Source organism: Streptomyces spiramenti (genome assembly GCF_012034385.1).
GTDB classification, from domain to species: Bacteria; Actinomycetota; Actinomycetes; order Streptomycetales; family Streptomycetaceae; genus Streptomyces; species Streptomyces spiramenti.
The window spans coordinates 1-15,459 of sequence record NZ_JAAVJB010000117.1; the positions used below are offsets into that span (position 1 = coordinate 1).

A 15,459-nucleotide genomic window follows, 5' to 3' on the forward strand; every position below is an offset into this window, starting at 1 on the left:
GCGGCGGGCAGCGCCCGCCGTTCTTCGTTCCGTTCCGGGCGCCCTCAGGCGCCGGAGGTACCGCCGCGCAGCGCGTCGAGGGCGCGCCGGGTGATCTCGGGGACCGCGCCGAGCGCGGAGATCGTCACCACCAGGTTCTGGTCGCGGTAGTAGTCGATGATCGGCTCGGTCTCCTGGTGGTAGACCTCCAGCCGCTTCCGGACGGTCTCCTCGGAGTCGTCCTCGCGCTGGTAGAGCTCACCACCGCAGACGTCGCAGATGCCGTCGACCTTCGGTCGGGAGTACTCCACGTGGTAGATGTGGCTCGTGTCCGAGCTGCACATCCGGCGGCCGGCGATCCGCCGGACCACCTCCTCCTCGGGGACCTCCAGGTCGAGGACGGCGTCGAGACCGAGCTCGGCCTCCTCCAGCTGCTTGTCCAGCGCACGGGCCTGCGCGATGTTCCGCGGGAACCCGTCGAGCAGGAAACCGTCCGCGGCGTCCGCGTGAGCCATCCGGTCGGCCGCCATACCGACGGTGATCTCGTCCGGCACCAGGTTGCCCTCGCGCATGTAGCGCTGGGCCTCCAGCCCGAGCGCGGTGCCCTGGCTGATGTTGGCGCGGAAGAGGTCTCCGGTCGAGATGTGCGGGATGCCGAGGTTCTCGGCGAGCAACGCTGCCTGCGTGCCCTTGCCCGCACCGGGAGGTCCGACGAGGACGATTCTCATCAGCGGAGGAACCCTTCGTAGTTTCGCTGGTGCAGCTGGCTCTCGATCTGTCGGCAGGTCTCCAGACCGACGCCCACGATGATCAGGATGGAGGTTCCACCGAAGGGGAACTCACCCTGGGCGCCGAACATGATCAGCGCGACCGCGGGGATCAGAGCGATCATGCCCAGGTAGAGCGCGCCGGGCCAGGTGATGCGGTTGAGCACGTAGCTCAGGTACTCCACCGTGGGACGACCCGCCCGGATGCCGGGGATGAAGCCACCATACTTCTTCATGTTCTCTGCGACGTCTTCGGGGTTGAACGTGATGGACACGTAGAAGAACGCGAAGAAGACGATGAGCAGGAAGTACGTGACCAGGTAGATCGGGCTGTCCATCGACTGCAGGTGGCGCTGGATCCAGTCGGCCCAGCCCGACTCGGAGTCGCTGAAGGTCACCAGCAGCATCGGGATGTACAGCAGCGAGGAGGCGAAGATGACCGGGATGACGCCGGCCTGGTTCACCTTGAGCGGGATGTAGGTCGAGGTCCCGCCGTAGGCGCGGCGGCCGATCATCCGCTTCGCGTACTGCACCGGAATGCGGCGCTGGGCGAGCTCGACGAAGACGACGAGGAAGACGATCGCGAGACCGACGAGGACCACGACGCCGAACTCGATCCAGCCGTCGGCCAGCGAGCCGCCCTGCTTGATCGACCACAGGGCCGCGGGGAAGCCGGAGGCGATGGAGACGAACATCAGCATCGACATGCCGTTGCCGATACCGCGGTCGGTGATGAGCTCACCCATCCACATGATCAGCGCGGTGGCCGCGGTGAGCGTGATGATCATCAGGATCGTGGTGTAGATGCCGTCGTCCGGGATGATCGGACGGTCACAGCCGGGGAAGAGCGAGCCACTGCGCGCGGTCGCCACCAGACCGGTGGCCTGGAGGACGGCGAGGGCCACCGTCAGGTAGCGGGTGTACTGGGTGATCTTCGCCTGGCCCGACTGCCCCTCCTTCTTCAGGGCTTCGAGCCTCGGGATCACCACCACCAGCAGCTGGAGGATGATGCTCGCCGTGATGTACGGCATGATCCCCAGAGCGAAGATGGTCAGCTGCATCAGCGCGCCACCGCTGAACATGTTGACGAGCCCGAACAGTCCGGCGTTGCCCTGTTCGATGCCGGCGACGCAGTACTGGACATTCTGGTAGCTGACACCCGGCGTGGGCACGTGGGCCCCGAACCGGAACAGCATCACAATGCCGAGCGTGAAGAGCAGCTTCTTACGCAGGTCGGGGGTCTGGAACGCCCGGGCGAACGCGGTGAGCACGGTTCCTCCTGCGCCCCCCGCGGTACCCGCGAGAGGTGACGGTCTTGATGTTCAACGGATAAGTCTGGTCGGGCAGCTGCGCCGGTGACCGAAGGACCGTCACGCCATGTACACCCCAACGCCCTTCAGCGTCACGGCGCATGGCACGGACGGGCCACGACACGTGGCACCGGGGATACCTTACCGGCGCACGGGCTCTGCCGGAACGAGCGACCGGGGATGCCCTCAAAGGGCATCCCCGGTCGTGTGATCATCGTTCGGCTCAGTCCTCGGCCCGAAGGAGCTCGGTGACGGTGCCGCCGGCAGCGGTGATCTTCTCCTTGGCGGAGCCGGAGACGGCGTCAACCGTCACCTGCACGGCCACCGAGATCTCACCGGTGCCCAGCACCTTGACGAGCTCGTTCTTGCGCACGGCGCCCTTGGCGACCAGATCGGCCACCGTCACCTCGCCACCCTCGGGGTAGAGGGAGGCGAGACGCTCCAGGTTGACGACCTGGAACTGCTTGTGGGCGGGGTTCTTGAAACCCTTGAGCTTGGGCAGCCGCATGTGCAGCGGCAGCTGTCCACCCTCGAAGCCCGCCTTGACCTGGTAACGGGCCTTGGTGCCCTTGGTACCGCGGCCGGCGGTCTTGCCCTTGGACGCCTCACCACGACCGACGCGGGTCTTGGCGGTCTTGGCGCCCGGAGCAGGGCGGAGGTTGTGGACCTTGAGCGGCTTGTTCTCGCTCATATCAGTCGACCTCCTCGACCGTCACGAGGTGCCGCACGGCCTGGGCCATGCCACGGATCTCGGGTCGGTCATCCTTCACCACGGTGTGGTGGACGCGCTTGAGCCCGAGCGAACGGAGCGTGTCCCGGTGGTGCTGCTTGCTACCGATGTACGACTTGTTCTGGGTGATCTTCAGGCGAGCCATCAGGCACCCACCCCGGCACGCGCACGCAGCAGGGCTGCGGGGGCGACGTCCTCCAGGGGCAGGCCACGACGGGCCGCGATCTCTTCGGGACGCTGCAGGCCCCGGAGAGCGGCCACCGTGGCGTGCACGATGTTGATCGGGTTCGACGAGCCGAGCGACTTGCTCAGGACGTCGTGGATGCCGGCGCACTCGAGCACCGCACGCACCGGGCCACCGGCGATGACGCCGGTACCGGGGGACGCGGGCTTGAGGAGCACGACACCGGCGGCCTCCTCACCCTGGATCGGGTGGGGGATGGTGCCCTGGATACGGGGGACCTTGAAGAAGCTCTTCTTGGCCTCCTCAACACCCTTGGCGATGGCGGCCGGAACCTCCTTCGCCTTCCCGTAACCGACACCGACGGTGCCATCGGCATCGCCCACCACGACAAGCGCGGTGAAGCTGAAGCGACGACCACCCTTCACGACCTTGGCGACACGGTTGATCGCGACAACGCGCTCAACATACGCGGTCTTCTCGGCAGCTGCGCCGCCGTCACGGCCCTTCCGGTCCCGCCGCTCGCCGCCACCGGCGCCGCCACCGCGGCGCTGGGGTCCAGCCATTGGAATTACCTCTTTCTGTTTCCGCTAGCTACGGAACCGGCTCAGAACTTGAGCCCGGCCTCGCGGGCGGCGTCCGCCAGGGCGGCGATGCGCCCCGCGTACCGGTTACCGCCACGGTCGAACACGACTGCCTCGACGCCGGCCGTCTTGGCCCGCTCCGCGAGCAGTGCGCCGACCTGCTTGGCCTTGTCGCTCTTGTCGCCTTCGCCATCACGGATGGACACGTCGAGCGACGAGGCGGAGGCCAGCGTGTGGCCCTTCACGTCGTCGATGACCTGCGCCACCATGTGACGGTTGGACCGCGTGACCACCAGGCGCGGACGCTCGGCGGTACCGGAGATCCGCTTGCGGATCCGCAGGTGACGGCGCTTGGCGGCAGTGCGCTTACGGGCGTCGCCCTTGGCGATCTTCACACCGTATGCCATGGGTTACTTACCAGCCTTTCCGACCTTGCGGCGGATGACTTCACCCTCGTACTTGACGCCCTTGGCCTTGTACGGGTCGGGCTTGCGCAGCTTACGAATCCGGGCGGCGACCTCGCCGACCTGCTGCTTGTCGATTCCCTCGACACTCAGCCGGGTCGGGGACTCCACCTTGAAGGTGATGCCCTCGGGAGCCTTGATCAGGATGGGGTGGCTGTAGCCGAGCGAGAACTCCAGGTCGGAGCCCTTCGCCAGGACCCGGTAACCCACACCGCTGATTTCCAGCCGCTTGCTGTAGCCCTGGGTCACGCCAGTGATCAGGTTCGCCACCAGCGTGCGGGACAGGCCGTGAAGCGCCTTGTTCCGGTTCTCGTCGTTCGGGCGAGTGACGACGATCGTGCCGTCCTCGTCCTTGGCGACCTCGATCGGCTCGACGACGGTGTGCGCCAGGGAGCCCTTGGGGCCCTTCACGCCGACCGTCTGGCCGTCGATGGTGACGTCCACACCGGCGGGAACCTGGATGGGGAGCTTGCCGATACGCGACATTGCTGTTCCTCCGTTCCCTTCCGTTACCAGACGTAGGCGAGGACTTCCCCACCCACGCCCTTCTTGTGCGCCTGCTTGTGGGTGAGCAGGCCGTGCGACGTGGAGATGATCGCCACGCCGAGGCCGCCGAGCACCTTCGGCAGGTTGGTGGACTTTGCGTAGACCCGCAGGCCCGGCTTCGAGATCCGCTTGATGCCGGCGATCGAGCGCTCGCGGTTCGGGCCGAACTTCAGCTCGACGACCAGGCTCTTGCCGACCGTGGCGTCCTGGGTCTTCCAGCCGGTGATGAAGCCCTCCTGCTGGAGGATCTCCGCGATGTGCGACTTGATCTTGCTGTGCGGCATCACGACTTCGTCGTGGTAGGCCGAGTTTGCGTTTCGCAGACGCGTGAGCATGTCCGCGATCGGGTCAGTCATAGTCATGTGATGGCCCTGGGCCTCTCTCGCCGGGGTTTCCTGTCTGCGCCGTCCCTCTCCCCGCTCCGAGGCGGGACGGGTGTGGCACGGGGACCTACGGCGTAGTTGTTGTGGTTCTTACCAGGAGCTCTTGGTCACGCCGGGCAGCTCACCGCGGTGAGCCATCTCCCGCAGGCAGACTCGGCACAGGCCGAACTTGCGGTAGACCGAGTGGGGACGACCGCACCGCTGGCAGCGGGTGTAGGCGCGCACCGCGAACTTCGGCTTGCGGGCGGACTTGGCGATCAGCGACTTCTTCGCCATGGCTCAGGCCTCCTTGAACGGGAATCCGAGGTGGCGCAGAAGCGCGCGGCCCTCGTCGTCGTTGGTGGCCGTGGTGACCACGGTGATGTCCATGCCGCGGACCCGGTCGATCTTGTCCTGGTCGATCTCGTGGAACATGACCTGCTCCGTGAGACCGAAGGTGTAGTTGCCCCGGCCGTCGAACTGCTTCGGGGACAGGCCCCGGAAGTCGCGGATGCGCGGCAGCGCGAGCGACAGCAGACGGTCCATGAACTCCCACATGCGGTCGCCGCGCAGCGTGACGTGCGCGCCGATCGGCTGACCCTCGCGCAGCTTGAACTGCGCGATGGACTTACGGGCCTTGGTGACGGCCGGCTTCTGGCCGGTGATCGTGGCGAGGTCGCGGATCGCGCCCTCGATCAGCTTGGAGTCGCGGGCGGCGTCGCCCACACCCATGTTGACCACGATCTTGGTGAGGCCGGGGGTCTGCATGACGTTCTCGTACTTGAACTCGTCACGCAGCTTGCCCGCGATCTCCTCGCGGTAGCGCGTCTTGAGGCGCGGTGCGTTGGTGGTGGCAGTCATCAGATGTCCTCACCCGTCCGCTTGGCAACGCGGATCTTGTTGCCCTCGTCGTCGAAGCGGAACCCGACGCGAGTGGTGACCTTCGTGCCGTCCTGCTCGACCACGAGCGCCACGTTGGACACGTGCACGGGGGCCTCGGTCGTGACGATGCCACCGGTCTTCGAACCACGGGCGGTCTGGCCGGCCTTCGTGTGCTTCTTGACCCGGTTGACACCCTCGACCAGGACGCGCTCCTCGCGGGGGTAGGCGACGATGACCTTCCCCTGCTTGCCCTTGTCCTTACCGGTGATGACCTGGACCAGGTCGCCCTTCTTGATCTTCATCGGTTACAGCACCTCCGGCGCGAGCGAGATGATCTTCATGAACTTCTTCTCGCGCAGCTCACGGCCGACCGGGCCGAAGATGCGGGTGCCGCGGGGGTCGCCGTCGTTCTTCAGAATGACGGCGGCGTTCTCGTCGAAGCGGATGTACGAGCCGTCGGGACGGCGGCGCTCCTTGACGGCACGAACGATGACGGCCTTGACGACGTCACCCTTCTTCACGTTGCCACCGGGGATCGCGTCCTTGACGGTGGCGACGATCACGTCACCGATACCCGCGTAGCGGCGACCCGAGCCACCGAGCACACGGATGCAGAGAATCTCCTTGGCACCCGTGTTGTCGGCGACGCGCAGTCGCGACTCCTGCTGGATCACGTCTCTCTCCTGATCGTCTGCCGGTTCCCGGCGGGGCCGGCCACCACGAGGGCGACCGTCCCCACCGAGCCTGGCGGAACTGATCCCGAGCCTGGCGGCTCAGGAATGAGTGCTGGTTACTTCGCCTTTTCGAGGATCTCGACGATGCGCCAGCGCTTGGTTGCGGACAGCGGCCGGGTCTCCATGAGGAGGACACGGTCACCGACACCCGCGGAGTTCTGCTCGTCGTGCGCCTTCAGCTTGCTGGTACGGCGGAGGATCTTGCCGTACCGGGCGTGCTTCACGCGGTCCTCGACCGCGACGACGACGGTCTTCTCCATCTTGTCGCTGACCACGAGGCCCTCACGGACCTTGCGGGCGTTGCGCTCGTCGGTGTCGGTAGTAGTCACGGTGTTCTCGACGTCCTCGCTCATCGGGCGCCCTCCACCGTCTCGATGCCGAGCTCGCGCTCACGCATCAGGGTGTAGATCCGGGCGATGTCCTTCCGAACGGCCCGGAGTCGGCTGTTGTTCTCCAGCTGACCCGTGGCCGACTGGAAACGGAGCCGGAACAGCTCCTCCTTGGCCTCGCGCAGCTTCACAACGAGCTCCTCGTTGTTCAGCTCACGCAGCTCGGCCGCCTTGGTACCGGCCGCCATCACGCCTCTCCTGCCTCGCGCCGAACGATCCGGCACTTCATCGGAAGCTTGTGGGAAGCGCGGATGAGCGCCTCACGAGCAATCTTCTCGTTCGGGTAGGACAGCTCGAACATCACCCGTCCGGGCTTGACGTTCGCGACCCACCACTCCGGCGAACCCTTACCGGAACCCATGCGGGTCTCGGCGGGCTTCTTGGTCAGCGGACGGTCGGGGTAGATGTTGATCCACACCTTGCCGCCACGCTTGATGTGCCGCGTCATGGAGATACGCGCGGCCTCGATCTGCCGGTTGGTCACGTAGGCGCTGGTGACGGCCTGGATGCCCCAGTCGCCGAACGCAACCTCGGTGCCGCCCTTGGCCATGCCCGACCGCTTCGGGTGGTGCTGCTTGCGGTGCTTGACCCTGCGAGGGATCAGCATGGGTCAGCTCTCCTTTCCGGTGCTCTCGGCCGGAGCTGCAGCAGCGTCGGCCTTGGGGGCCTCGGCCTTGGCACCCTCGGCGGGGGCCTGCTGCGGCTTGCGGCCACGGCCGCCACGCTCGCCACGCCCACCACGGGCGGGGCGGTCGTTGGCGCCGCCGCGGGAGGGGCGGTTGCCGGCACGCGCGGCGGCGTTCTCGGCACGGACCTCGGCGATGTTCTTGACGTCGCCCTTGTAGATCCAGACCTTGACACCGATGCGGCCGAAGGTGGTCCGGGCCTCGAAGAAGCCGTAGTCCACGTTGGCGCGCAGGGTGTGCAGCGGCACCCGACCCTCGCGGTAGAACTCCGAGCGGGACATCTCGGCACCGCCGAGACGACCGCTGCACTGGACCTTGATGCCCTTGGCGCCGGCCTTCATCGTCGACTGCATGCTCTTGCGCATGGCGCGACGGAAGGAGACGCGGGAGGACAGCTGCTCGGCGACGGCCTGGGCCACCAGCTGAGCGTCGGTCTCCGGGTTCTTCACCTCGAGGATGTTGAACTGGATCTGCTTGCCGGTCAGCTTCTCCAGGTTGCCCCGGAGCCGGTCGGCCTCCGCGCCGCGGCGGCCGATGACGATGCCCGGCCGGGCGGTGTGGACGTCGACGCGCACCCGGTCACGGGTCCGCTCGATCTCCACCTTGGAGATGCCGGCCCGCTCCATGCCCTGGGTGAGCATGCGGCGGATGGCCACGTCTTCCTTGACGTAGTCCTTGTACAGCTTGTCGGCGTACCAGCGCGACTTGAAGTCGGTGGTGATGCCGAGCCGGAACCCGTGCGGGTTAACCTTCTGGCCCATTACCGGGTTCCTTCCTTGCTGCTGACGACCACGGTGATGTGGCTGGTCCGCTTGCGGATCCGGTAGGCGCGCCCCTGGGCACGCGGACGGAAACGCTTGAGCGTCGGGCCCTCGTCGACAAAAGCCTCGGAGATGTAGAGGTTGTCGGCGTCGGTGTGGTCGTAGTTGTGCGCGGCGTTGGCAATGGCGCTGTCGAGCACCTTGCCCACCGGCACACTCGCGGCCTGCGGGGCGAAACGCAGGACCGCCTGAGCCTCCGTGGCGCTCATGCCACGGACGAGGTCCACCACCCGGCGGGCCTTCATGGGCGTGACGCGCACATAGCGCGCCTGGGCCCTGGCTTCCATGGTTGTCCCTTCGATGTCAGTCATAAGAGTCTTCGCACCCCACCGATCAGCGACGACGCGACTTGCGGTCGTCCTTCACGTGGCCGCGGAAGGTGCGGGTCGGCGCGAACTCGCCGAGCTTGTGGCCGACCATCGACTCGGTGACGAACACCGGGACGTGCTTGCGGCCGTCATGCACCGCGATCGTGTGGCCGAGCATGGCCGGGACGATCATGGAGCGGCGGGACCAGGTCTTGATGACGTTCTTGGTGCCGGCTTCGTTCTGTACGTCCACCTTCTTGGTGAGGTGGTCGTCGACGAAGGGCCCCTTCTTGAGACTGCGCGGCATCTAAACCCGCTCCTAGCGCTTCTTGTTCGTCTTGCGGCGGCGGACGATGTACTTGTTGCTCGCCTTCTTCGGCGCGCGAGTACGGCCTTCCTTCTTGCCCCAGGGCGAGACCGGGTGGCGACCACCGGAGGTCTTGCCCTCGCCACCACCGTGCGGGTGGTCGACCGGGTTCATGACCACACCGCGGACGGTCGGGCGAACGCCCTTCCAGCGCATGCGGCCGGCCTTGCCCCAGTTGATGTTCGACTGCTCGGCGTTGCCGACCTCGCCGACAGTGGCGCGGCAGCGGACGTCGACCAGGCGGATCTCACCGGACGGCATGCGCAGGTGGGCCATGCGGCCCTCACGCGCCAGCAGCTGCACGGAGGCACCCGCGGAGCGGGCGAACTTCGCGCCGCCGCCGGGCCGCAGCTCGATGGCGTGGATGACCGTACCGACCGGGATGTTGCGCAGCGGCAGGTTGTTGCCGGGCTTGATGTCGGCGGCCGGGCCGTTCTCGACACGGTCGCCCTGCTTCAGGCCGGCCGGCGCGACGATGTAGCGCTTCTCGCCGTCGGCGTAGTGCAGCAGCGCGATACGCGCGGTGCGGTTGGGGTCGTACTCGATGTGCGCGACCTTCGCCGGCACGCCGTCCTTGTCGTGACGACGGAAGTCGATCACTCGGTAGGCGCGCTTGTGTCCACCACCCTGGTGGCGAACGGTCACACGACCGGCGTTGTTACGGCCGCCCTTGCTGTGCAGCGGGCGAACCAGCGACTTCTCCGGCGTGGACCGCGTGACCTCGACGAAGTCGGCGACGCTGGCGCCACGACGGCCAGGAGTCGTCGGCTTGTACTTGCGGATTCCCATTTCTCAGTCCTCGTCCAAAATCGGACAGCTCATGGACCTGGCCCCCGTCAGGAGGTCGGTCCGCCGAAGATGTCGATGCTGTCGCCCTCTGTGAGGGTCACGATCGCGCGCTTGGTGTTCGCGCGCTTGCCGTAACCGGTGCGGGTGCGCTTGCGCTTGCCCTGCCGGTTGATCGTGTTCACCGCCGCGACCTTGACCGAGAAGACCGCCTCGACGGCCTGCTTGATCTGGGTCTTGTTGGCGCGCGGGTCCACGATGAACGTGTACTTGTTCTCGTCGAGGAGCGCGTAGCTCTTCTCCGAGACCACGGGCTTGACCAGGATGTCACGGGGGTCCGTGAACGTCTTGCTGGTCACGCCCTCTTCGGTGATCGGCGTTGCCTCGCTCATCAGGCGTCGCTCCCTTCAAGCTCCGCCTCGGAAGCGACGGCCTTGCCGCCGGCCACCGGACCGGCCACGAAGCGGTCGTAGGCGGCCTTGGTGAAGACAACGTCGTCGGAGACGAGCACGTCGTAGGTGTTCAGCTGGCCCGCGTCCAGGATGTGCACCTCGGGGAGGTTGCGAGCGGACAGCAGCGCGCTCTCGTCGTCGCGCTCGACCACCAGCAGCACGTTCTTGCGGTCGGTGATCTTGCCGAAGAGAGTCTTGGCGGCCTTGGTGGAGACGTCGCCGTCGACCACGCCGGTCACCAGGTGCACCCGGCCGTGACGGGCACGGTCGGAGAGGGCGCCACGGAGAGCGGCGGCCTTCATCTTCTTCGGGGTGCGCTGCGAGTAGTCACGCGGCACGGGACCGTGCACGACGCCACCACCGGCGAACTGCGGCGCACGGGTCGAACCCTGACGCGCCCGGCCGGTGCCCTTCTGGCGGTACGGCTTGCGGCCACCGCCGCGCACCTCGCCACGGGTCTTGGTCTTGTGCGTGCCCTGGCGGGCCGCGGCCAGCTGGGCGACGACGACCTGGTGGATCAGCGGAACGCTGACCTGCACGTCGAAGATCTCCGCGTGGAGCTCGACGGTTCCGGTCGTCTCGCCTGCGGGCGAAAGAATGTTAACGGTGCTCATTTACCTCACGCCCCCTTGGCCGCGGTGCGGACCAGGACGAGGCCGCCGTTCGGACCGGGGACCGCGCCCTTGATGAGCAGCAGACCCTTCTCCGCGTCAACGGCGTGGACGGTCAGGTTCTGGGTGGTGACCCGCTCGTTGCCGGTACGACCGGCCATCCGCATGCCCTTGAAGACGCGGCCCGGGGTGGCGCAGCCACCGATGGAGCCGGGCTTGCGGTGCACGCGGTGGGCACCGTGGGAAGCCTTGCCACCGGCGAAGCCGTGGCGCTTCATGACACCGGCGGTGCCCTTGCCCTTGGAGGTGCCGGTCACGTCGACCTTGAGGCCGGACTCGAAGACCTCGGCGGTGACTTCCTGGCCCAGGGTGTACTCGGTGGCGTCCGCGGTGCGGATCTCCACGAGGTGACGGCGGGGGGTGACACCCGACTTGGCGAAGTGGCCCTTGAGGGGCTTGTTCACCTTGCGGGGGTCGATCTCGCCGTAGGCGATCTGAACGGCGTCGTAGCCGTCCTGGTCATCGGTGCGCACCTGGGAAACGACGCACGGACCGGCCTTGACCACGGTGACCGGGACGATGCGGTTGTTCTCGTCCCAGACCTGGGTCATGCCGAGCTTCTCGCCCAGGACGCCCTTGATCTGCTTAGCCATCTCTTCCGCGCCTCTCAGAGCTTGATCTCGATGTCAACGCCGGCCGGAAGGTCCAGGCGCATCAGCGAGTCAACGGTCTTGGGGGTCGGGTCGAGGATGTCGATCAGCCGCTTGTGGGTACGCATCTCGAAGTGCTCGCGCGCGTCCTTGTACTTGTGCGGCGACTTGATGACGCAGTACACGTTCTTCTCAGTGGGAAGCGGCACCGGGCCCGCGACCGACGCACCAGTGCGGGTCACCGTCTCGACGATCTTCTTCGCCGAGTTGTCGATGACCTCGTGGTCGTAGGCCTTGAGCCGGATGCGGATCTTCTGTCCCGCCATGGCTACTTCGTAGTCCTGTCTCTCGTCAACGCTCCGGAACCCGGCTTCCGCCCCCACCCCGAGCGCCGACCCACGCGGTCGGGTGTGTCGCCCTGCCGAGCCGGTTTGCGCACAGCAGGTTTCCCTTGCGGGAGAGGGGGGATGACTTCCACCGAGTGCCTGGCCGCCACCCCGCACACGCTTCCCGGAAGATCCCGGTACTTCCGTCCCTACCCCGTCTGACCAGGGCATATATGGAACGACGAATACGGTGGGACTCGCTTCCGATCCTCCCGGCGGGAGGCGCGCGGCATCGGCGTACGACCGAGCAACCCGCCCAGTGTGCCATACCGGACACAGCCGTCGCCAATCGCTGCCCGGGGCCCGACCAGGACGTGACGATCCTCACGCGCGTGTTCGGGCAGCAGGCGCCGGACGGGCTCGCCGAGCCCCCAACTCCCCTTATCACGCGTCGCGTGAACCGGGCCACCACGTCAGCGCGGAAGCGACGCGCTCCACACCGCGCCCCACGCGGCGCGCCCCGGTCTGATCGCCGCAGTCGACGGAACCGGGCCGTCGCCGTCGTCGGTCACCCGCTCGGGTGGTCCGCCGCGTCCGGGGTGTGGAGGCGCAGGACGGCGCGCTCGGCCCACTCCGGCGGGGTGCCGAGCCGGGAGACGCCGTACATGACGGCGAAGGCCAGCGGGACCGTCCAGGCCGCCGGCTGGGCGAGCAGCACGACGACCCAGCCGTGCGGGACGTCCGTCACGGCCGAGGCGAGGGCCGCGCCCGTCGAGGCGCAGACCCCGGCCGCCAGCCCGGCCGCCGCCCCCGCGACGGTCAGCCCTCGCCACCAGATGCCCAGCACCAGCAGCGGGCAGAACGTCGACGCGGCGACAGCGAAGGCCCATCCCACCAGCACGTTGATGTCCACCGCAGCCGCCGGCAGCGACAGCAGGACGGCCACCAGCGCCCCCGCGGCGACCGCCGCGCGCAGCCGGCCGACACCGGTGGCACCGGTGCGGGAGAGGTCGTGGGAGAGCCCGCCGGCCAGGGCGAGCAGCAGCCCGGAGGAGGTGGAGAGGAACGCCGCGAAGGCGCCCGCGGCCACCAGCGCGGTCAGCACCGCGCCCCAGGTGCCGGGGAGCATGGCCCCGGGCAGCACCACGGTGACGGTGTCGGTGTCGCCCTCGGTGGCGAGTTCCGGGGTGAAGACCCGTCCCAACAGGCCGTAGACGGCGGGGAACAGGTAGAAGAGGCCCAGCAGCACGATCACCCAGACCGCGACGCGGCGGGCCGCCCGCGCGGTGGCGGTGGTGCTGAACCGCATGATCACGTGCGGGAGTCCGGCAGCGCCGAGCGTGGTGGCGATCAGCACGGACCAGGTGGCCAGCAGGGGTTCGCCGGAGTTGTCGAGGTCGAGCAGCGGCCGGCTCCAGGCGGTGAGGTCCACGTGCAGTGCCTCGGCGCGGCCGTCCGGCCCGGCCGAGGCCAGCAGCACCAGGGCGGGTACCGCGATGAAGACCAGCTTCACCAGGTAGTGGAAGCCCTGCACGTAGGTGGCCGAGCGCATGCCGCCGGCGAGGATGGACACCGAGACGACGAGCCCGGCGAGGACGACACCGACCCAGTACGGGGTGCCGCTGACCAGGTGCAGCACCACGCCCGCACCCTTGAACTGCGGGATCAGGTAGAGCCACATGATCACCAGGACGATCACCGCGCAGAGCTTGCGGATGCGCTGGGAGCCGAGCCGGTAGTCGGCGAAGTCGGGGACGGTGTAGGCGCCGGAGCGGCGCATCGGTCCGGCGACCAGTGCCGCCACCACGACGTAGCCGGCGGTGAACCCGACGGCGTACCAGAGCGTTCCGATGCCGTGCTTGAGCATCAGGCCGGCGAGGCCCAGGACGGAGGCGGCGGAGACGTACTCGCCGGCGATGGCGAGCGCGTTCCAGGTCGGTTTGACCTCCTGGGAGGCGACGAGGAAGTCCGGGGTGGAGCGAGCGGCGCGCACCCCGTAGACGCCGATGAGCATGCTGGCGGCCAGCAGCAGTCCGATGGCCAGCAGCCCGGTCACCGCAGGGGCCCCTCGTCGGCGGCGGGTCCCGAGGGCGGGCCTTCCGTCGTGACGCCGGGCACCGTGGCTCCCCCGGCGGACCCGGTCGTCCCGGTCGTCCCGGTCGTCCCGGTGGTCTCCGCCGAGGCGGTCGGAGGCCGGGTGCGGGCGCGGACGGCGTCGTCCTCCACCCGCTCCGCCGCGCGGACGTGCACGGCGGCGATGAGCAGCAGCATCGGGTAGCTGGCCGCCATCAGCAGCAGCCAGGAGGCGGGGACGGGGCCCACGGAGACGCGGTCCAGCACCGGTAGCGCGGCGAGCAGGCCGGAGAGCCCCAGCAGCAGCGCGGCCAACCCCGCGGAGCTCCGCAGGGCGAGCCGTCGCTGCCGGGCGAAGGTCGCGCGGGCCGCCGCCAGTGCCCCGTCGTCCATGGTCCCGTCCGGCACCGGGAGGAGTTGCTGCACGGGCCGGTGGCGTCGGGAGAGGGCGATGCGCGTCTGGGGGCTGGTGATCCTGACCCTGCGGTGCGGCGGCCGGGAGGGCAGGCTCACGGAGCCGCCGTCATCGCTGCTCGTCCCGGACCGCCGCCAGCAGGCGCTCCTTGAGGGCGCGGGCGTGGCGGCGGCTGACGGGGACCTCACCGGCCGGGGTGCAGGCGAGCAACCCGGAGGAGCTGGTGACCCGCAGGTCGCGTACCCAGCGGACGGCGACCAGGTAGCCGCGGTGCGCCCGGACGAACCCTGCCGGGCCCCACGCCTCCTCCAGGTAGGAGAGCGACAGCCGGATGAGGTGGCTGTCGTCGGCGGTGTGCAGCCGCACGTAGTCGCCGTGCGCCTCGGCGTACTGGATGTCGTCGCGGTGGACGAACAGGGTCTGGCGGCCGGTCTCTATCTGGACCACGGTCAGCTCGTCCACGGCCGAGCCGGGCGTGGGGACGGCGGGGCGGCGCAGCGCGCGCACCCGGGCGGCGGCCTCGGCGAGCCGCTCCGGACGGATGGGCTTGAGCAGGTAGTCGGCCGCCCCGATCCCGAAGGCCTCCACGGCGTGGCTCTCGGAGGCGGTCACGAAGACGATGGCGGGCGGCTCCGACATCATGTGCAGCACTCGTGCCACCTCCATGCCGTCGAGGCCGGGCATGGAGATGTCGAGGAAGACCGCGTCGAAGGCCGAGGTGCCGAGGACGCGGACGGCCGCCTCTCCGCTGTCCGCCTCGGCGACGCTGCCGAACTCCGGCAGTTCCGCCAGCATCTCGGCCAGCTCCTGCCGGGTGAAGGTCTCGTCCTCGACGACGAGTGCGCGCATCGGGCGCGTGGTCTCGGTCACCCCGTTGGCCTTTCCGGTCCGTGCGGTGCTGGTTCGGTTCCGCCGGACCGTCCGCCGGCGGGGGTGCCGTCCCGGGTGGGCGCGGGCGGGGCGGGGGCGCCTCCGACCGGGTTCGCGCCTGCCTGGCCGCGCCCGTCGCGACGGGCGCCGGCGGACGCGCCGGGCC

At 68.5% G+C, this 15,459-nt stretch carries 26 protein-coding genes; all 26 read right to left on the reverse strand.

The features are described 5' to 3' along the window. Positions 1 to 44: 44 nt before the first annotated feature. Positions 45 to 707: an adenylate kinase gene (locus HCJ92_RS14690; RefSeq protein ID WP_167934036.1), complete on the reverse strand. Its 663-nt coding sequence runs from the start codon at positions 705 to 707 to the stop codon at positions 45 to 47. Beyond that, complete coding sequence (gene secY, locus HCJ92_RS14695) at positions 707 to 2,017, reverse strand: preprotein translocase subunit SecY (RefSeq protein ID WP_167934037.1); 1,311 nt, start codon at positions 2,015 to 2,017, stop codon at positions 707 to 709. The genes HCJ92_RS14690 and secY overlap by 1 nt, the downstream gene beginning before the upstream one ends. 262 nt (positions 2,018 to 2,279) lie before the next feature. Further along, positions 2,280 to 2,747: a 50S ribosomal protein L15 gene (rplO, locus tag HCJ92_RS14700; RefSeq protein WP_167934038.1), complete on the reverse strand. Its 468-nt coding sequence runs from the start codon at positions 2,745 to 2,747 to the stop codon at positions 2,280 to 2,282. 1 nt (position 2,748) lies between these two features. Further along, positions 2,749 to 2,931 (reverse strand): 50S ribosomal protein L30, encoded by a 183-nt coding sequence (gene rpmD / locus HCJ92_RS14705; protein WP_167934039.1) that lies wholly within the window; start codon positions 2,929 to 2,931, stop codon positions 2,749 to 2,751. Beyond that, positions 2,931 to 3,533, reverse strand: coding sequence for a 30S ribosomal protein S5 (gene rpsE / locus HCJ92_RS14710; protein WP_167934040.1), 603 nt, complete (start codon positions 3,531 to 3,533; stop codon positions 2,931 to 2,933). Before rpsE ends, rpmD begins: the two co-directional genes overlap by 1 nt. 41 nt (positions 3,534 to 3,574) lie before the next feature. After that, a complete protein-coding gene (gene rplR, locus HCJ92_RS14715; protein WP_167934041.1) occupies positions 3,575 to 3,958 on the reverse strand; it encodes a 50S ribosomal protein L18 in 384 nt (127 codons plus the stop codon). Between the two features lie 3 nt (positions 3,959 to 3,961). Further along, the gene (rplF, locus tag HCJ92_RS14720) at positions 3,962 to 4,501 is read right to left on the reverse strand and encodes a 50S ribosomal protein L6 (RefSeq protein ID WP_167934042.1); all 540 of its coding nucleotides are present in this window, start codon (positions 4,499 to 4,501) and stop codon (positions 3,962 to 3,964) included. A 23-nt stretch (positions 4,502 to 4,524) separates the two neighbouring features. Continuing rightward, entirely contained in the window at positions 4,525 to 4,923 is a 399-nt protein-coding gene (gene rpsH / locus HCJ92_RS14725) for a 30S ribosomal protein S8 (RefSeq protein WP_167934043.1), read from the reverse strand. A gap of 111 nt (positions 4,924 to 5,034) precedes the next feature. Further along, positions 5,035 to 5,220, reverse strand: coding sequence for a type Z 30S ribosomal protein S14 (locus HCJ92_RS14735; protein ID WP_167934045.1), 186 nt, complete (start codon positions 5,218 to 5,220; stop codon positions 5,035 to 5,037). Positions 5,221 to 5,223: 3 nt separating this feature from the next. Continuing rightward, positions 5,224 to 5,784 carry a 50S ribosomal protein L5 gene (gene rplE, locus HCJ92_RS14740; RefSeq protein ID WP_167934046.1) on the reverse strand — a complete coding sequence of 187 codons (561 nt, stop codon included), beginning with the start codon at positions 5,782 to 5,784 and terminating at the stop codon, positions 5,224 to 5,226. Further along, the gene (rplX, locus tag HCJ92_RS14745) at positions 5,784 to 6,107 is read right to left on the reverse strand and encodes a 50S ribosomal protein L24 (RefSeq protein ID WP_167934047.1); all 324 of its coding nucleotides are present in this window, start codon (positions 6,105 to 6,107) and stop codon (positions 5,784 to 5,786) included. The genes rplE and rplX overlap by 1 nt, the downstream gene beginning before the upstream one ends. 3 nt (positions 6,108 to 6,110) lie before the next feature. Then, a complete protein-coding gene (gene rplN / locus HCJ92_RS14750; RefSeq protein ID WP_019433424.1) occupies positions 6,111 to 6,479 on the reverse strand; it encodes a 50S ribosomal protein L14 in 369 nt (122 codons plus the stop codon). A gap of 116 nt (positions 6,480 to 6,595) precedes the next feature. Further along, entirely contained in the window at positions 6,596 to 6,892 is a 297-nt protein-coding gene (gene rpsQ / locus HCJ92_RS14755) for a 30S ribosomal protein S17 (RefSeq protein ID WP_167934048.1), read from the reverse strand. Continuing rightward, on the reverse strand, positions 6,889 to 7,116 hold the full coding sequence (gene rpmC / locus HCJ92_RS14760) for a 50S ribosomal protein L29 (RefSeq protein WP_167934049.1): 228 nt from the start codon (positions 7,114 to 7,116) through the stop codon (positions 6,889 to 6,891). The genes rpsQ and rpmC overlap by 4 nt, the downstream gene beginning before the upstream one ends. Beyond that, positions 7,116 to 7,535: a 50S ribosomal protein L16 gene (rplP, locus tag HCJ92_RS14765; RefSeq protein ID WP_167934050.1), complete on the reverse strand. Its 420-nt coding sequence runs from the start codon at positions 7,533 to 7,535 to the stop codon at positions 7,116 to 7,118. The genes rpmC and rplP overlap by 1 nt, the downstream gene beginning before the upstream one ends. A 3-nt stretch (positions 7,536 to 7,538) precedes the next feature. Further along, positions 7,539 to 8,375 (reverse strand): 30S ribosomal protein S3, encoded by an 837-nt coding sequence (gene rpsC, locus HCJ92_RS14770; protein WP_167934051.1) that lies wholly within the window; start codon positions 8,373 to 8,375, stop codon positions 7,539 to 7,541. Beyond that, positions 8,375 to 8,722, reverse strand: coding sequence for a 50S ribosomal protein L22 (rplV, locus tag HCJ92_RS14775; RefSeq protein WP_167934056.1), 348 nt, complete (start codon positions 8,720 to 8,722; stop codon positions 8,375 to 8,377). The genes rpsC and rplV overlap by 1 nt, the downstream gene beginning before the upstream one ends. A 46-nt stretch (positions 8,723 to 8,768) precedes the next feature. Then, on the reverse strand, positions 8,769 to 9,050 hold the full coding sequence (gene rpsS / locus HCJ92_RS14780) for a 30S ribosomal protein S19 (RefSeq protein WP_167934052.1): 282 nt from the start codon (positions 9,048 to 9,050) through the stop codon (positions 8,769 to 8,771). 12 nt (positions 9,051 to 9,062) lie between these two features. Then, entirely contained in the window at positions 9,063 to 9,899 is an 837-nt protein-coding gene (gene rplB / locus HCJ92_RS14785; RefSeq protein ID WP_167934053.1) for a 50S ribosomal protein L2, read from the reverse strand. A gap of 47 nt (positions 9,900 to 9,946) precedes the next feature. After that, positions 9,947 to 10,270, reverse strand: coding sequence for a 50S ribosomal protein L23 (gene rplW / locus HCJ92_RS14790; RefSeq protein ID WP_167934057.1), 324 nt, complete (start codon positions 10,268 to 10,270; stop codon positions 9,947 to 9,949). 17 nt (positions 10,271 to 10,287) lie between these two features. Then, positions 10,288 to 10,962 (reverse strand): 50S ribosomal protein L4, encoded by a 675-nt coding sequence (gene rplD / locus HCJ92_RS14795; RefSeq protein ID WP_167934054.1) that lies wholly within the window; start codon positions 10,960 to 10,962, stop codon positions 10,288 to 10,290. Between the two features lie 5 nt (positions 10,963 to 10,967). Further along, the gene (gene rplC, locus HCJ92_RS14800; RefSeq protein ID WP_167934055.1) at positions 10,968 to 11,612 is read right to left on the reverse strand and encodes a 50S ribosomal protein L3; all 645 of its coding nucleotides are present in this window, start codon (positions 11,610 to 11,612) and stop codon (positions 10,968 to 10,970) included. Between the two features lie 14 nt (positions 11,613 to 11,626). Next, positions 11,627 to 11,935 carry a 30S ribosomal protein S10 gene (rpsJ, locus tag HCJ92_RS14805; protein WP_016909683.1) on the reverse strand — a complete coding sequence of 103 codons (309 nt, stop codon included), beginning with the start codon at positions 11,933 to 11,935 and terminating at the stop codon, positions 11,627 to 11,629. A gap of 568 nt (positions 11,936 to 12,503) precedes the next feature. Continuing rightward, on the reverse strand, positions 12,504 to 13,991 hold the full coding sequence (locus HCJ92_RS14810) for a sodium:solute symporter family transporter (protein ID WP_338054187.1): 1,488 nt from the start codon (positions 13,989 to 13,991) through the stop codon (positions 12,504 to 12,506). After that, positions 13,988 to 14,521: a hypothetical protein gene (locus tag HCJ92_RS14815; RefSeq protein ID WP_209311135.1), complete on the reverse strand. Its 534-nt coding sequence runs from the start codon at positions 14,519 to 14,521 to the stop codon at positions 13,988 to 13,990. Before HCJ92_RS14815 ends, HCJ92_RS14810 begins: the two co-directional genes overlap by 4 nt. A 10-nt stretch (positions 14,522 to 14,531) precedes the next feature. Then, positions 14,532 to 15,293, reverse strand: coding sequence for a LytR/AlgR family response regulator transcription factor (locus tag HCJ92_RS14820; RefSeq protein WP_338054188.1), 762 nt, complete (start codon positions 15,291 to 15,293; stop codon positions 14,532 to 14,534). Positions 15,294 to 15,459: the final 166 nt, after the last annotated feature.

Excerpts from the sequence above, each read along its gene's own strand:
- HCJ92_RS14690 (WP_167934036.1), bottom strand. The coding sequence starts at position 707 with ATGAGAATCGTCCTCGTCGGACCTCCCGGTGCGGGCAAGGGCACGCAG.
- rplO (WP_167934038.1), bottom strand. The coding sequence starts at position 2,747 with ATGAGCGAGAACAAGCCGCTCAAGGTCCACAACCTCCGCCCTGCTCCG.
- rpmD (WP_167934039.1), bottom strand. The coding sequence starts at position 2,931 with ATGGCTCGCCTGAAGATCACCCAGAACAAGTCGTACATCGGTAGCAAG.
- rpsE (WP_167934040.1), bottom strand. The coding sequence starts at position 3,533 with ATGGCTGGACCCCAGCGCCGCGGTGGCGGCGCCGGTGGCGGCGAGCGG.
- rplR (WP_167934041.1), bottom strand. The coding sequence starts at position 3,958 with ATGGCATACGGTGTGAAGATCGCCAAGGGCGACGCCCGTAAGCGCACT.
- rplF (WP_167934042.1), bottom strand. The coding sequence starts at position 4,501 with ATGTCGCGTATCGGCAAGCTCCCCATCCAGGTTCCCGCCGGTGTGGAC.
- rpsH (WP_167934043.1), bottom strand. The coding sequence starts at position 4,923 with ATGACTATGACTGACCCGATCGCGGACATGCTCACGCGTCTGCGAAAC.
- HCJ92_RS14735 (WP_167934045.1), bottom strand. The coding sequence starts at position 5,220 with ATGGCGAAGAAGTCGCTGATCGCCAAGTCCGCCCGCAAGCCGAAGTTC.
- rplE (WP_167934046.1), bottom strand. The coding sequence starts at position 5,784 with ATGACTGCCACCACCAACGCACCGCGCCTCAAGACGCGCTACCGCGAG.
- rplX (WP_167934047.1), bottom strand. The coding sequence starts at position 6,107 with ATGAAGATCAAGAAGGGCGACCTGGTCCAGGTCATCACCGGTAAGGAC.
- rpsQ (WP_167934048.1), bottom strand. The coding sequence starts at position 6,892 with ATGAGCGAGGACGTCGAGAACACCGTGACTACTACCGACACCGACGAG.
- rpmC (WP_167934049.1), bottom strand. The coding sequence starts at position 7,116 with ATGGCGGCCGGTACCAAGGCGGCCGAGCTGCGTGAGCTGAACAACGAG.
- rplP (WP_167934050.1), bottom strand. The coding sequence starts at position 7,535 with ATGCTGATCCCTCGCAGGGTCAAGCACCGCAAGCAGCACCACCCGAAG.
- rpsC (WP_167934051.1), bottom strand. The coding sequence starts at position 8,375 with ATGGGCCAGAAGGTTAACCCGCACGGGTTCCGGCTCGGCATCACCACC.
- rplV (WP_167934056.1), bottom strand. The coding sequence starts at position 8,722 with ATGGAAGCCAGGGCCCAGGCGCGCTATGTGCGCGTCACGCCCATGAAG.
- rpsS (WP_167934052.1), bottom strand. The coding sequence starts at position 9,050 with ATGCCGCGCAGTCTCAAGAAGGGGCCCTTCGTCGACGACCACCTCACC.
- rplB (WP_167934053.1), bottom strand. The coding sequence starts at position 9,899 with ATGGGAATCCGCAAGTACAAGCCGACGACTCCTGGCCGTCGTGGCGCC.
- rplD (WP_167934054.1), bottom strand. The coding sequence starts at position 10,962 with ATGAGCACCGTTAACATTCTTTCGCCCGCAGGCGAGACGACCGGAACC.
- rplC (WP_167934055.1), bottom strand. The coding sequence starts at position 11,612 with ATGGCTAAGCAGATCAAGGGCGTCCTGGGCGAGAAGCTCGGCATGACC.
- rpsJ (WP_016909683.1), bottom strand. The coding sequence starts at position 11,935 with ATGGCGGGACAGAAGATCCGCATCCGGCTCAAGGCCTACGACCACGAG.